The organism is Rhizobium sp. P1_C7 (genome assembly GCF_056406295.1).
Map to the genome: position 1 here is coordinate 1 of NZ_JBFUAL010000024.1, position 14368 is coordinate 14368.

Genomic DNA, 14368 nt, shown 5'->3' on the forward strand with positions numbered 1-14368 from the left:
TCGTTCCCGAGATGGTGAGGGCAGGCTGGGTGAAGCCCGGTGCGACCGTCATCGATGTCGGGATAAATCGCATTCCGGCACCGGAAAAGGGTGAAGGAAAGACACGTCTGGTCGGCGATGTCGCCTTCGCGGAAGCGGCTGAGGTCGCCGAGGTGATCACGCCCGTCCCCGGTGGTGTCGGGCCGATGACCATCGCCATGCTCATGGCCAACACCATGATTGCCGCGCACCGGTCAGCGGGGGAGCGCGCCCTGAAAATCTGAAAATCGCGCTGCCGGGTCGGTGGAAAATTGACCTCGTCCCGCTTGCCACATGCAAAAACGCGATTATAGTCAAGAAACAAATATTCCATACAGTAAAACAAAGGGAACGGAATATGACTGTCACATGGCGTTTTTCAGCTCTTGCAGACCGGCACCGTGCGCTGGGTTCGAAACTGGAAGACTGGAGCGGAATGGGAACCGCTTGGACGTACGACAAGGACATCTCTGAAGAGCATATCGCCGTGAGAACCAAGGCTGGCCTCATGGACGTGTCGGGCCTGAAGAAGGTTCATCTGGTTGGACCGCATGCCATCACGGTACTGGACTACATTACAACCCGCGACATGAACAAGCTCTATCCGGGCAAGTCCGTTTATGCCTGCATGCTGAACGATCGCGGTCATTTCACCGATGACTGTATCGTCTACCGCACGGGTCCGAACTCCTGGATGCTGGTGCACGGCTCCGGTTCGGGGCACGAGGAGATCGTAAAGCAGGCGGCGGGGCGCAATTGCGCCGTTCTTTTTGACGACGACCTGCATGATCTTTCGCTCCAGGGTCCGCTGGCCGTCGACTATCTTGCCAGGCACGTCCCCGGCATTCGCGATCTGAAATATTTTCATCACATGCAGACAACGCTGTTTGGCGTTCCGGTGATGATCTCGCGCACCGGCTATACAGGCGAGCGCGGCTATGAGATTTTCGTGCGCGGACAGGATGCGCCGCTGGTCTGGGACCGCATTGTCGAGGAAGGCAAGGAGATGGGCATTGTTCCCGTCTGCTTCAGTGTTCTCGATATGCTCCGGGTCGAGAGCTATCTTCTCTTTTATCCCTACGACAATTCCCAGATGTATCCGTTTGCTGACCAGCCGCCGGGTGATAGTCTGTGGGAGCTTGGCCTGGCCTTTACCGTTAGCCCGGGAAAAACCGGTTTCCGTGGGGCTGAGGAACATGCGCGGCTCAAGGGCAAGGAGAGGTTCAAGATCTTCGGCCTGCTGGTCGATGCGGACGGTCCGACTAACCTTGGTGACGAGGTCTGGGCCGACGGCAAGAAGGTCGGTGTCATCACTTGCCCGAGCTATTCGAAACTGACGAACCGCTCCATGGCAATCGCGCGCCTGGACGTGGACAAGGCGGTGCAAGGCGTTCCGCTTGACGTGCGTGGAAAGTCGATGACTGCCAAGGCCATTGCTCACACGATCACATTTGACGATCCGGAGAAGAAGAAGAGAACGGCGGTCGGCTGAGGGAACTGGCCATGCTTGTTGAAGGTATCAAGAGCCGCCCGGTCTATGGGGGCATCAAAATCGATCCGTTTGCGCGCCGGCACATCTTTGCTCTGGAAGGGGAAGGGGCACACGCACTTCTCGAGCAGGCGCCGGCGCTCGACGCCACCTTGCTCGGTAGATGCGAAGTTCTCTATGTCGCCGCGGGGTCGAAAGGCCACGATCACGATCTGTCCCTTCAAGCGCTTGGGCCCTACGCATTCTGGCAGGGGCCAACCGTTGAAACGCTGCTCTTTCGGCTGAAGTCTTCGCTGGCCTCGGCGACGATGAGCACGCGTCTCTACATTGCCGGGCGTGAAGGCTTTATCGGTCAATGCATGCAGATCGCCCTTGATCTTGGCATGGACTTCCATTCGATCCCCACCGAGCATCGTGGGTCGCTTGCCCGGCGCGTCCAGTGCGTTCACTGCAAAGGCACCACGGACAACGTCACCGTCAGCCCGTTCAGTTGCAGCCACTGCGGCCTGAGCCTGTTGGTGCGCGACCACTATTCCCGCCGTCTCGCCGCATTCCAGGGGGTCAACATCGATGCCGAGGAACCCGGCACGGCACCGGCCTCACAGGAGCTGTTCTCATGAGCAAAGGTTCCGCAATCCCGGTCCGCGTCAGCAAGATTGATCGCGTCGCCAATGATATCAAGCGCTTTCGGTTCGAGCGGTTCGATGGTCAGCCGCTGCCGGTTTTCTCCGCCGGCGCACATGTCATCGTATCCATGCGTGATCAGGGCGTTGTCCGTCGCAACCCCTATTCCTTGATGTCGCCCCCGCATCAAACGTCTGCCTACGAAATCTCGGTGCTGCGCGTGACGGATTCGCGAGGCGGGTCGCGCTTTCTGCATGACAACGTCGCCGAAGGGGATGAACTCGCGATCAGCCAACCCGTCAATCTCTTTCATGTGGATCAGCGTGGCCGAAAGCACATCCTCTTTGCAGGCGGCATCGGCATCACGCCTTTCCTTGCGATGATGGCACAGTTTGATCGCGACAACGTCGCCTTCGAACTTCACTACGGGCTTCGTTCAAGGGAGCACGGCGCCTACTTCAAGGAACTGACCGAGCGATATGGTGCGCACCGTATCAAGCTCTATTTCAACTCCGACGACCAGATCATTCCTGCAGCTTCCGTTCTGGATAACCAGCCGCTCGGCACGCATGTCTACGTATGCGGTCCCGAGGGGATGATGAACTTCCTCCTCAGGACCGCGAAGGAATCCGGCTGGCCCAAGGAAAACATCCATTCGGAGCGGTTCCTCGCGCCGATACCGGGCAAGCCCTTCGACGTGGAGCTGGTGCGCTCGGGCGCCGTCGTCCATGTCGACGACCATCAAAGCATCCTTGAAGCGATAGAGGCGGCGGGCATAGACCCTCCCTATCTGTGCCGCGGCGGCGCATGCGGGCAGTGCGAGACGCCTGTGCTCGGCTGCAACGGCGCGCTGTCCCATCACGATGTCTATCTGTCGGAGGACGAAAAGGCCTCCGGCCGGAAAATAATGATCTGCGTATCGCGCATCGAAGGGGCGAGACTTTCCCTTGATCTCTAATCACGCCGAGGAGCCGACCTATGGCAATCGTGTTCAAGCAAGAAACATTCCGCGACGATTTTACCTACAAGAACAGCCCGGATAATATTCGCCGTTTTCCCTTTCCGTTCGATAGGGACGAGTACATGTACTCCGTCAACATGGAGCCCCATGTCCACGGCCAGAAGGGAACGATCTACGAAAGCCTCATCGATGTCGATGAGCACTACGTCGCCGAGATGCAGGATCGTGCGTTGGTCCTCAGGGAAGATCCGCTTCGCTGCCAGGCCTTGCCGCACATGATGACAGCGCAATGGGACGTGCTGGAACTTCTGATGGAAGAGCAGGCTGCCGGCTATCCCGAGCATTTCACCCTGATCAAGAATGGTGATCAGTGGCGCTGGATCAACCGCCCGCTCGAGATCGATGATACGTTCACGTTCGGAGACCGCTCCACCCTTGCCTACGAGCCGATGGAATATATTACCCGCCAGGCTCAGGGTGATTTCTGCATCGTCGATCAACGCAACGACAATCTCTGGATGGACGCGGGGATGGTGACGACGCAGGCAGACTGGTCACTCGATTTCGACATCGGCATGAACTTCATGGAGTGGCACGGTCCCGTCCCGCTCGCCCACCAGATCGGCATATTCGATCGGGCCCTCAACTTCCTCCTCAACCTCCAGCTCGGCAAGCCGACGCGCCGATTCAACTGGACGATGACCATCAATCCCCGGCTCGATACGAGCCCCGAGAAGTTTCACCTATGGGGGCCCGACCGGACAACGGTCACTCCCCAGAACGTTGGCGGTAAAGTGCATCTTCGTGTCGAGTTGCAGACGCTTTGGCGCCTTCCGCGTTCCAACGCGATCCTGTTTGTCATTCGTTGCTATCTGATCAGCATGGACGAGCTTGTAACCGTTCCCAAATGGGCGCGCAGGCTTCACCGCGTTCTTCAGACGTTGCCAGCCGAACTCGTCGATTACAAAGGGCTGACGCGGTATCGCGACGACACGATCAACTGGCTTTCCCGGTTTGACGACGGCGCGCCAACGAGCCCGGGAATATTCCCGGATTGAACGGCCCTGCAAGGCAAAGACACACGGCTGCATAACGACGCTTATAAAGGGGAATGCTATATGACACGAGTTGCCGTCATCGGTGCCGGGCCCTCGGGCCTTGCTCAGTTACGTGCGTTTCAATCCGCCGCCCAGAAGGGTGCCGAGATCCCTGAGATTGTCTGCTACGAGAAGCAGTCCGACTGGGGAGGCCTGTGGAATTACACCTGGCGTACAGGGCTCGACGAATACGGCGAGGCTGTTCATGGAAGCATGTATCGTTACCTCTGGTCGAATGGACCCAAGGAGTGCCTCGAATTCGCGGACTATTCCTTCGAGGAGCATTTCGGCAAGCCAATTGCCTCCTACCCGCCACGCGCGGTTCTGTGGGACTATATCAAGGGCCGCGTGGAGAAGGCCGATGTGCGCCATTGGGTGCGCTTCAATACGCCCGTGCGGATGGTCCGATTCGACGAAACAACGAAGAAATTCACCGTGACCGCTCATAACAGGGTCGAAGACCGGATGTATGACGAGGAATTCGATTATGTGGTCGTAGCAAGCGGCCACTTCTCGACGCCGAACGTACCCTACTTCGAGGGCGTAAAGACGTTTAACGGGCGCGTTTTGCATGCACATGATTTCCGCGACGCTGTTGAGTTCAAGGGCAAGGACATCCTCATCGTCGGACGCAGCTATTCTGCCGAGGATATCGGTTCGCAATGCTGGAAGTACGGGGCAAAATCGGTGACGACGAGCTATCGCTCCAAGCCGATGGGTTTCAAATGGCCGGAAAATTTCGAAGAGCGCCCGCTGCTTGTCAGGCTCGAGAACCGCACGGCGCATTTCCTCGACGGATCGAAAAAGGACGTTGACGCGCTGATCCTGTGCACCGGCTATCAGCACCATTTCCCGTTCCTGCCGGACGAGCTCCGCCTGAAGACGGCCAATCGGCTCTGGGCCGACAGCCTCTACAAGGGCGTGATCTTCGACCGCAATCCGCAACTGTTCTACATCGGCATGCAGGATCAGTTCTACACCTTCAACATGTTCGACGTTCAGGCATGGTGGGCTCGCGACGTGATGATGGGGCGCATAAAGCTGCCTTCCGAAGACGAGCTGAAGGCGAATTTCGACATGTGGCGCGCCCGCGAGGAGACGCTCGAAGATGCCGAGCAGATGATCTGGTATCAGGGCGACTATGTGAAGGAACTGCTTGCCGAAACCGACTATCCGAACTTCGACATAGAGGGCACCAACAAGACGTTCATGGAGTGGGAGCACCACAAGGCGGAAAATGTCATGGGCTTTCGCGATCACGCCTACAGGTCACTGATGACGGGCAACATGTCGCCGAAGCACCACACGCCCTGGGTAGAGGCGCTTGATGATTCCATGGAGGAATACCTGCGCAACTGATCTTGCCGCACGGAACCGGAAGGGTCGACGCCAGCGGCCCTCCCGATGTCCTTGGAACGATGCGAAGCAATCTCTCTGGAACCTCTTTCTTTGAACGTGATCGTCATGGATTTTCAAACAAGCATTCTCGGTCGAATGAGCGGTTTTCTCTATCGTTGCCGCGCCGACGAAAACTACACGATGCTGGAAATGACTGACGGGATCGAGCGGATATTCGGCTATCGCGCCGACGAGATCATCGGCAACAGCAAGCGAACCTTCACATCCACCATGTGCGAGGAAGACATTCCACTCATGGACGAGGTCGTCGGGCTTGCGCTCAATCAGCGAAGCGATTGGACGATGGAATACCGGATTCGCCATAGCGAAGGCCATTTGGTCTGGGTCACAGAGACCGGAGGTGGCGTTTGGGATGGCAATGGCGAACTGCTTTATCTCGAGGGCAGTATCATCAACATTGAATCGCTCTACCAGCGCATCGATGAACAGACCGCGGATATGCGTGTCACCGCTTCAAAGACCAACGAGATTTTGCAGTCTCTCCGGTACCTGAAGCTTTTGGCCGTCAACGCTGGTATAGAAGCTGCACGCGCCGGGACGGCCGGCTCAGGATTTGCCGTCCTTGCCGCCGAGATGCGGACGCTTGCCAACTCCTCGGAAGAGGCCGCGCGGGCCATCTCCAATGCCCAGCGCAGGGCTGATTGACGATCACGTCCGCGGCCGGGTCTTTTGCGGGTCGTAGTGCGAAAGCGGCACGATGACGGCCGGCAGTCGTTTCTGCTGACCGTCGAGCTTGCCGATCTCAAGTTCCGTGCCCGCTCCTGCGTGTGTCACATCAATACGTGCAAGGGCGATGGTCTTGCCAAGGATCGGCGAGCGCGTCGCGCTGGTGATGACGCCCACCTGAGCTCGACCGAGGTGTACACAATCTCCGTGACCGACAGCTTCGCTCGAGCGAACATCCAGCCCGACCATGATATGGCGCGGGTTTTCCTTGCGGCGGATGAGGGCATCGCGGCCGATGAAGTCGTCGGCCTTCGATTTCAGCGGCACGGTAAACCCGATGCCCGCCTCGAAGGGATCGGTCTGATCGGTGAATTCGTGATGGGCAAAGATCAGTCCGGCCTCGATGCGCACCATGTCCAGCGCCTCCAGACCCATGGGCCTCAGTCCATGCGGTTGACCGGCCTCCCACACCGCGTCGAATACGGTCAATGCATCTTTCGGGTGGCAGAAGATTTCGTAGCCAAGCTCACCAGTATAGCCTGTCCGCGATACAACGACGGGCGCGCCTTCGAAACCGCCGATGCGGCCTACCGTGAAACGGAACCATTCGAGTTCGCCGATCGTCGGCTGGCGTGGCGCGGTCCATATCATGTCCTTGAGGATGTCGCGGCTTCTCGGACCTTGAAGCGCGATATTGTGCATCTGGTCGGTGGAAGAGCGGACCCAGGCCCTGAAACCTTTCTTCTGCGCTTGCTCGCGTAGCCAGATTCCACTCAGATCGTCCCCGCCGATCCATCGAAAGTTCTTGTCGCCGAGCCGGAACAGCGTGCCATCATCGATCATGCCACCATGGTCGTAGCACATGGCTGAATAGACCACCTGCCCGGTGGAAAGCTTGCGCACGTCGCGCGTCAAGCAATACTGAAGCAATTCCTCGGCGTCCGGACCGGTCACTTCGAACTTGCGCAGCGGCGAAAGATCGATGACAACAGCCTTTTCCCGGCAAGCCCAATACTCTTCTACCGGACCGTCGGACGAAAAGCGGTTGGGCAGCCAATAGCCGCGATACTCGGTATAGTCCCGGGTCAGTGCCGAGAGGCGAGGATGGAACGCCGTTTCGCGTGTGAGTTCTACATCGGCATCAGGTGTCATGCGATAGGCCACCGCTCTTGAGAATTTTTCTTTACCGGAGAATGTCCGGACGTGGATATCTGTTGGATCCCAGCCATTTGCCGCGTCGATATCATCGGGGCACGAGGATGAAACGCAGACAAGGTCGGTCAGTGCCCGCATCAACACATAATCGCCGGGCCGTGACCACGGCTCGTCGAGATAGAGCTGGTTGTTGTGGTCTATGTTCGTGTTGTAGAAATAATTCAGCGCTTCCCAACCCTTGCGAGGAGCGATCCCGTAGGAAGACAGCACGGCATTGAAATTGTCCGTGCAGTTGACGTGGCCGGGATAGCCCATGTCGTCGTAGTAGCGTGAGTTACAGGCGGTGGCGAAGGCATCGTGGCGACCTACCGTATCCTGGACGACCTCCACCAGAGGTTCGAAGTCGCGATCGAAGGCCTTTGATGGCAGGCCAGGGATCGGATAACTACGGCTGAGCAATGTACGGGTGACTGTTGAGTCCAGTCCGAGGTCAAGTCCCTTGTCGATCTTTCGGGCAGAGAAGGCCTGGAAGTCCGTACATTGCCTGCCAAAGACGTCAATGATCTGGATGTACTCGCCCGCTCTGACGAAATAGGCGGACGCCGTCGCGGCCCTTATGCGAATATCTTGAAGGGGATCGGCAATGGGTTCGGGAAGGGCCGACGAATAGTCGCGGCTGAACTGGCTACGCCCTAACCTGATCTCGATCGGTGTTGCCGTATTCTGCGCGTCCGGCGTCATGGCGCTTGCTGGCGCGGCCGCGATCAACAGCCCCTTCAGCTTTATGGTGATCTCTGCCTGGCTTCCTGCTGTCGAGGTTTCGCCAAAGATGCGCAGGGATCCAGCTTGAGACAGATCGACGCTGCGTCGCTCAAGGGCGGCGCGTGTTCGCCTCGCGCTATCGTCGCCCGAAGCCAGAACGGACTTCAGCCCATCGGCCGCGTTGGTGAAGCCCGTACCCAATCCTGCAGCCTGAAACTTCGCGTGGTCGTCGATGAACGAAAGCTCGCAAGGCTGACCGCCCTCGAGATCGGTGACGGTCACGCGGTCACCCGGTTCGACACGCACCACCAGCGAACCGCCACCTCTAACCCGGTATCGTTCGGTGCCCGGTGGCAGCGCGAGAGTACCAGGGTAGCGTATGACGCTTGCTGATACAGGTCGTACCGCGCTGTGGATCGGACTGAACTCGCGCATGGTGTCCTCGCTCTATGCTCAAATCTGAGCCTACAAACTGCCAAAAAAAAGTAAAGCCAGATTGACTGCAAAGAAAAATAATTCACTATGCATAAACACTGGAGCGCTGACCGACCCGTGCGGGAACACGGGGCAGAAGGGCGGATGCCCCAGTGAAGCATGCCATGGGAGGCACACTGTAGGGAGACGTACAAAGAGACGTCCGATACGAATTATTGTGGGGAACTTCACCGATGACAGATGTAGTGAACGCCGGAGTCACATCCGGCACTGAAGGCAAGCTTATCCGTGCCCTGGACTGGAAGGGCGCTTTCTGGGTGGCGGCGGGCGTACCGCCGCTTGTACTTTTCTCGATCGGCGGCATTGCCGGGGCAACGGGCAAGCTCGCCTTCGCCGTCTGGATCATTTCGATGATCATGGGCTTTCTGCAATCCTTTACCTACGCGGAAATTGCCGGCATGTTCGGCAACAAATCCGGCGGCGCTTCGGTCTATGGCGCGACGGCATGGCTGCGCTATTCAAAGTTCATCGCGCCGCTTTCCGTTTGGTGCAACTGGTTTGCATGGTCTCCGGTGCTTTCGCTCGGATGCGCAATTGCTGCTGGTTACATCCTCAACGCCTTCTTTCCGATACCGGCGGCGGACTCGCAGGCTGTTCTCGATTGGATCAGCGCGCACGCCACATCGATTGCCGCCGACAGTCCTCGTGTGGCCGAATACATCGCGGCGCACGCCGGCACTGCACCGGCAGACGCCGTCAACGCGTTGCTCGGCGCCGATGGTGTCGCAGCCCTGACCCCTGCGATCCGCAACTGGTCGCTCTTCAGCTTCAGCATTCCCTTCCTCGCAACCGCCAACATCAATGCCACCTTCTTCATCGGAGGCATCCTGATGCTGATCATCTTCGCGATCCAGCATCGTGGTATCTCCGAGACCGCAAGCGTCCAGAAGTGGCTGGCGATTATTGTTCTGGTGCCGCTTCTCCTGATCGGCGTCTATCCGCTTGTCAGCGGGCAGATCAACTGGGCAAACGTCACGGGCCTGGTGCCGCCGACAGCTGCCTACTCCGGCGCTGATGGCACGTGGAGCAACGGCGGTTGGACGCTGTTCCTCGGTGGCCTCTACATCGCGGCGTGGTCGACCTACGGCTTCGAAACGGCGGTTTGCTATACACGTGAACTCAAGAACCCGAAGGCTGACACGTTCAAGGCGATTTTCTATTCTGGTCTTGTCTGCTGCCTGTTCTTCTTCCTCGTGCCGTTTGCCTTTCAAGGCGTTCTTGGTCACGCAGGAATGCTGGCACCGGGCATTGTTGACGGGACGGGCGTCGCTGAAGCGCTTGGGGGCCTGATCGGCGCCGGCCGGATTATTACCCAGCTGCTCGTTATTCTGATGATCCTGGCGCTCTTCCTGGCCATCATGACAGCGATGGCCGGCTCTTCTCGCACGCTCTATCAGGGATCGAAAGATGGCTGGCTGCCCAAATATCTCGATCATACCAACGAGAACGGTGCGCCAACCCGGGCAATGTGGACGGACTTCGCCTTCAACCTCTTTCTCCTGGCAATTGCGTCGGACGCCGGCGGATACTTCTTTGTCCTTGCGGTATCAAACGTCGGCTACATCATCTTCAACTTCCTCAATCTGAACTCCGGCTGGATACATCGCATGGATTCCGGTCACATCGAACGGCCTTGGAAAGCACCTAGCTGGCTCATTGGTATCAATACCGCCCTGGCTTTCGTAAACGCACTCTTCCTCGGGGCAGGCGCGAAAGTCTGGGGATATTCAAACGCTCTTTGGGTCGGGTTCTTTTTTGCAGCCCTGATCCTACCGGTATTTGCCTACCGTCATTACGTACGCGATGGCGGCAAATTTCCTGCAGGAGCAATGGAGGATCTCGGTCTCGTCGGACAAGATCTTGGCAAGAAGAAAGCCGGTATACTACCGTATCTGGCTCTTGTCGCCGGCCTGGCTATCGTCCTGATCGCCAACTACGTGTTCCAGCTGCCCTCTTAAGTTCGCAACATCCACGACACGAACGTGGCGTCGACCTGGTGTCGGCGCCACGCATGATGTGGTCACCACACCGATTTCAGATTTCTTCCGCCGCAGTGAAACCTATTCTTGTCGCCGCCGGACAATCAGCGATCAACGCGGGTTAGGCACCGAGAGCGGGCGCAAGGTCACCCAGCGACTTCATGGGGAGGATCTGACCTTCGATCCGCTCAACGTGGCCTCGGTGTCGTCTCCATGATGTTTCTCCTCTTCCCGTTTCCGTCAAGGCACAGAAGAAGGAGTTGCCGACCATTTTCCTGTTCAAATCCTCAAATCGCATAGGGATTTTTGCCTGTTTCGTCGGCGCTCTGCTAGATTCTCCTCGTTGATGGGGAAATCACACGAATGCTTGATAGGACTTCGCAGGTCGCTTTGACCACTGTTCCGGCACGTCCGACAGAATGGCCAACCGTGATTCTCGCCATCGTCATCCATGGTGGGTTCCTGGCTCTCACCTGGTGGTGGCAATCATTGCCAGTGTTCGTCCTTTTCATCGTTGGCGGCTGGCTGATCGCCTGGCACGGGTCGCTCCAGCACGAAGTGATGCACAATCACCCGACCGGCAATCGGCGGATCAACAACGCCATCGGATCTGTTCCGCTATCGCTCTGGCTCCCCTATCAGATCTACAAGTCGAGCCATCTTGAGCATCACCGCGACGAGTTCCTCACGGATCCGATCGAGGATCCGGAATCCTCATATTTCACCAGGGTTGCCTGGGAACGGCTTGGAGTTTTCGGTCGCCTCCTTGCGCGATGGAATACGACGCTGCTCGGTCGCCTGGTCGTCGGTCCCGCGGTGATGATTGTGAGCTTCCTGGCCCAGGAGAGCCAAATGCTCGTTTCGAACGAGCCGGGCCGACGGCGGACATGGGCCTGGCACAGCCTCGGTGTTCTGGCGGTTGTTGGCTGGGTGACGATCATCTGCGGCATGCCGCTCTGGCTCTATCTCCTCGGCTTCGTTTATGTTGGTGCCGCAATGACGCGCTTGCGGTCCTTTGCAGAGCATCGATACGCCGAAAGCCATGAGAAACGCACGGCGATTGTTGAAAACAGCCCAGTCTTCGGCCTCCTGTTTCTCTACAACAACCTGCACGTCCTCCATCATCGAAAGCCCGGTATCGCCTGGTATCGCTTGCCAGCGGTTTACCGCCAGCATCGCGAAACGCTGGTGCGTTCCAACGGCGGATTGGTCTACGACGGCTATTTTGACATTGCCCGCCGCTTCCTGGTGAAGCCGCACGACAAGCCGACCCACCCTCGACATTGACGACGCGGCGACGGACCCATGTCTGGCACAGCCGGTGGCGCGGCGTCGCGACGTTCTACGGAAGGAAGGGCTGAAACAGGTTCACCGGCGTTCTAGAGACATACATTGGACGAAGACGTTCGCTACGATCCTGCCGGGGTGCATCCAGACGCTCGCGCGAACCGGCGACCATCCTAGGCTCGAGGTGACGTTCGGGTGCCGGAAGACGGGAGAGGCCGCTGACCGGCGGGGAGCAGCGGGCTATTCGCGACATCAATTGACCGGATCGGCTGCATCATAAGCGGTATCTGCTCGGCCGGGACGGGTCTGCCGAACAGGTACCCCTGGACTGCGAAACACCCGGCGTCCGACAGGAAACGTGCCTGTTCGTCGGTCTCGACGCCCTCTGCGATCACATCGAGCCCCAGTGTCCTTGCGAGGGAGATGATCGCAGAGGTGATTGCCATGTCGTCGGCATCGCCCGGGATGTCGGCGATGAAGGACCGGTCGATCTTCAGTCTGGACAGCGGAAAACTCTTTAGCCTGCTCAGGCTCGAGTAGCCCGTGCCGAAGTCGTCGATGGCAAGGCTGACACCGAGGTCGTTCAGCTGGTTCATTTTCGCGACCGCGCCATGCACATCGCGCATCAGCAGGCTTTCGGTGACTTCGATCTCAAGCCACCTGGGTTCAAGCCCGCTCTCGGCGAGTGCGGCGGCGACCTGGCGTGTCATGCCCGCTTCCTGGAACTGCCGCGCCGACATGTTGACACCCATCGTCACCGCGGGAAGGCCCTCGGCCTGCCATTCCTTCGCCTGTTGGCAAGCCTTTCGCAAGACAGCCTCGCCGATGGAAACGATGAGACCCGACTCTTCGGCGAGCGGGATGAAGTCGGCAGGAAACAGCAGCCCATCCGTCGGATGGTTCCAGCGCACGAGCGCCTCCAAACCAATGAGCTGGCCCGTCCGCATGTCTTTTTGGGGCTGGAAGTGCAGGACGAACTCGTCCTGCTCCACCGCCCTGCGCAGCTCTTCGGTTCGGCCCAGTGTCAGCCGCGCGTTCTCGGCCATGGCGGGTCGGAAGACCTCTATCCCGTTTCGCCCGCTCTGCTTGACGCAATACATCGCCATATCTGCGTTGACGAACAACTCGGCGGCTGTCTTCCCATGCGCCATGAAGCGCCATGCCCATGCTGCAGGTAAGCTGCATTGCTATCCCGGCCAATGTGAGCGGCTGCGAGATGGCGTTACGGATACGCGTCAACCGCGGAAGAAAATCCTCGTCGGTCTGTTGCAGGGCGATGATGAACTCGTCGCCGCCCACGCGTGAAACCAGACCGCCCTGTCCGACCTCTGCGGATATCCGGTTGGCGACGACCTGGAGCAGCGTGTCGCCGGCTGCATGTCCAAGGCTGTCGTTGACGAGCTTGAAGTTATCGAGATCCAGAAAGACGACTGCAACCTCGCTGGCCGCCTCCATCGCGAGCGCCAGGATTACGGCAAGCTTGCGGTCAAGCAACGTTCGGTTCGGCAGTCCGGTCAGCGCATCGTGTTCGGCCAGGAAGGCAATGCGTTCGGCGTCATGTTGGCGGTCGATTGCGATGCCGATCGTCTGCGCTACACCCACAAGGAACTCGGAAAGGTTTGCGTCCTGACCCAGCGATCCGTGGATCGCCAACAATCCGTGCTGGTCGCCTTCGCCGGATGGAATTGCAAAACAGCGCCACAATGCGGGGACACCGACAATGTCCGATGGCGAAACAGCCGCCGCTAAGGTCGTCGGCGATGCTGCGGCGAGGTGTAACGCCTCGCCGCCCTCCCGGTGCAGCAGCACGGCGGCGGCGGCACCCGGGATTACCTCTTCGAGGAGGTCGGCAACCTCCTTCAGAAACGGGCTGAGGTCCACGCCTCTGGCCACCGTCTGGAGAAGCCGTGCCTGTGCCTTCATCAGGACCTCTGCCCGCTTTCGCGCAGAAATATCCCGGGACGCTCCTACGACGCCGATGACTTTTCCCGCCTTGTCCTTGAGCGGAACGCGCGACATCATCAGCCAACCGTTGCCTTTGAGACTGAGCTCCTCGACGCCAAGGTCCGGTTCACCGCTGTCCATCACGCGGCGTTCGATGGCGGCAATCTGTTCGGCCGACCTGGAGGGATGGAGGTCGAAGTCGGTGAGACCGATGAGCTCCTGCACGCTCTCCAGTCCATTGTTCGAGACAATCGCCTTGTTGGCGAACAGGAAGCGACCTTCGAGATCCTTCGCGTAGATGTAGTCCGGCACATGGTTGATCATGGCCTCCAGCCAATCATAACGCTCGGCAGGGCCTGGCCCATGTGATCGCAGCAGGTTTTCCGCGCGACGCAGCCGTGCAGTCAGATCGTCGGCATCCGAGAGTGCCGGCGCATGGTCGTCCGTGTCAACTGCTGCGTCCTGCATAGGT

10 protein-coding genes and 2 pseudogenes are annotated in these 14368 nt (G+C 58.7%); 9 read left to right on the forward strand and 3 right to left on the reverse strand.

Going from position 1 to position 14368, the window contains the following annotated elements:
- From AC1D2R_RS26920 to AC1D2R_RS26950, 7 genes and pseudogenes are all read left to right on the forward strand, one after another.
- Nucleotides 1-263, forward strand: a pseudogene (locus AC1D2R_RS26920) (bifunctional methylenetetrahydrofolate dehydrogenase/methenyltetrahydrofolate cyclohydrolase); the annotation flags it as partial.
- 113 nt (nt 264-376) lie between these two features.
- Nucleotides 377-1510 carry an aminomethyl transferase family protein gene (locus AC1D2R_RS26925; protein ID WP_477972172.1) on the forward strand — a complete coding sequence of 378 codons (1134 nt, stop codon included), beginning with the start codon at nt 377-379 and terminating at the stop codon, nt 1508-1510.
- 11 nt (nt 1511-1521) lie between these two features.
- A complete protein-coding gene (locus AC1D2R_RS26930; protein ID WP_477972174.1) occupies nt 1522-2127 on the forward strand; it encodes a dimethylamine monooxygenase subunit DmmA family protein in 606 nt (201 codons plus the stop codon).
- Nucleotides 2124-3089 carry a PDR/VanB family oxidoreductase gene (locus AC1D2R_RS26935; protein ID WP_477972176.1) on the forward strand — a complete coding sequence of 322 codons (966 nt, stop codon included), beginning with the start codon at nt 2124-2126 and terminating at the stop codon, nt 3087-3089. The genes AC1D2R_RS26930 and AC1D2R_RS26935 overlap by 4 nt, the downstream gene beginning before the upstream one ends.
- 20 nt (nt 3090-3109) lie before the next feature.
- A complete protein-coding gene (locus AC1D2R_RS26940) occupies nt 3110-4150 on the forward strand; it encodes a heme-dependent oxidative N-demethylase family protein (protein WP_477972178.1) in 1041 nt (346 codons plus the stop codon).
- A 60-nt stretch (nt 4151-4210) separates the two neighbouring features.
- Complete coding sequence (locus tag AC1D2R_RS26945) at nt 4211-5548, forward strand: NAD(P)-binding domain-containing protein (RefSeq protein ID WP_477972180.1); 1338 nt, start codon at nt 4211-4213, stop codon at nt 5546-5548.
- Nucleotides 5549-5653: 105 nt separating this feature from the next.
- Nucleotides 5654-6253 (forward strand): PAS domain-containing protein, encoded by a 600-nt coding sequence (locus AC1D2R_RS26950; RefSeq protein WP_477972182.1) that lies wholly within the window; start codon nt 5654-5656, stop codon nt 6251-6253.
- 3 nt (nt 6254-6256) lie between these two features.
- Here AC1D2R_RS26950 and AC1D2R_RS26955 read toward each other — a convergent pair whose 3' ends face one another.
- Nucleotides 6257-8626: a DUF1989 domain-containing protein gene (locus AC1D2R_RS26955; RefSeq protein ID WP_477972184.1), complete on the reverse strand. Its 2370-nt coding sequence runs from the start codon at nt 8624-8626 to the stop codon at nt 6257-6259.
- A gap of 233 nt (nt 8627-8859) precedes the next feature.
- On the opposite strand from AC1D2R_RS26955, the gene AC1D2R_RS26960 reads away from it, so the two are divergent.
- Nucleotides 8860-10644 (forward strand): APC family permease, encoded by a 1785-nt coding sequence (locus AC1D2R_RS26960; protein ID WP_477972186.1) that lies wholly within the window; start codon nt 8860-8862, stop codon nt 10642-10644.
- Nucleotides 10645-11028: 384 nt separating this feature from the next.
- Entirely contained in the window at nt 11029-11952 is a 924-nt protein-coding gene (locus tag AC1D2R_RS26965; RefSeq protein WP_477972188.1) for a fatty acid desaturase, read from the forward strand.
- A 173-nt stretch (nt 11953-12125) separates the two neighbouring features.
- Here the strand turns inward: AC1D2R_RS26965 and AC1D2R_RS26970 are convergent, their stop codons facing one another.
- Together AC1D2R_RS26970 and AC1D2R_RS26975 are read right to left on the reverse strand one after the other, a co-directional pair.
- Nucleotides 12126-13103 (reverse strand): putative bifunctional diguanylate cyclase/phosphodiesterase, encoded by a 978-nt coding sequence (locus AC1D2R_RS26970; RefSeq protein WP_477972190.1) that lies wholly within the window; start codon nt 13101-13103, stop codon nt 12126-12128.
- Nucleotides 13075-14364, reverse strand: a pseudogene (locus AC1D2R_RS26975) (diguanylate cyclase domain-containing protein); the annotation flags it as partial. The gene AC1D2R_RS26970 and the pseudogene AC1D2R_RS26975, both read right to left, overlap by 29 nt.
- Nucleotides 14365-14368 lie beyond the last annotated feature (4 nt).

Bases quoted from the DNA above. Each gene is read 5' to 3' on its own strand.
- AC1D2R_RS26925 (WP_477972172.1), top strand. From the start codon at position 377: ATGACTGTCACATGGCGTTTTTCAGCTCTTGCAGACCGGCACCGTGCG.
- AC1D2R_RS26945 (WP_477972180.1), top strand. From the start codon at position 4,211: ATGACACGAGTTGCCGTCATCGGTGCCGGGCCCTCGGGCCTTGCTCAG.
- AC1D2R_RS26960 (WP_477972186.1), top strand. From the start codon at position 8,860: ATGACAGATGTAGTGAACGCCGGAGTCACATCCGGCACTGAAGGCAAG.
- AC1D2R_RS26935 (WP_477972176.1), top strand. From the start codon at position 2,124: ATGAGCAAAGGTTCCGCAATCCCGGTCCGCGTCAGCAAGATTGATCGC.
- AC1D2R_RS26970 (WP_477972190.1), bottom strand. From the start codon at position 13,103: ATGGCGCATGGGAAGACAGCCGCCGAGTTGTTCGTCAACGCAGATATG.
- AC1D2R_RS26940 (WP_477972178.1), top strand. From the start codon at position 3,110: ATGGCAATCGTGTTCAAGCAAGAAACATTCCGCGACGATTTTACCTAC.
- AC1D2R_RS26955 (WP_477972184.1), bottom strand. From the start codon at position 8,626: ATGCGCGAGTTCAGTCCGATCCACAGCGCGGTACGACCTGTATCAGCA.
- AC1D2R_RS26930 (WP_477972174.1), top strand. From the start codon at position 1,522: ATGCTTGTTGAAGGTATCAAGAGCCGCCCGGTCTATGGGGGCATCAAA.
- AC1D2R_RS26965 (WP_477972188.1), top strand. From the start codon at position 11,029: ATGCTTGATAGGACTTCGCAGGTCGCTTTGACCACTGTTCCGGCACGT.
- AC1D2R_RS26950 (WP_477972182.1), top strand. From the start codon at position 5,654: ATGGATTTTCAAACAAGCATTCTCGGTCGAATGAGCGGTTTTCTCTAT.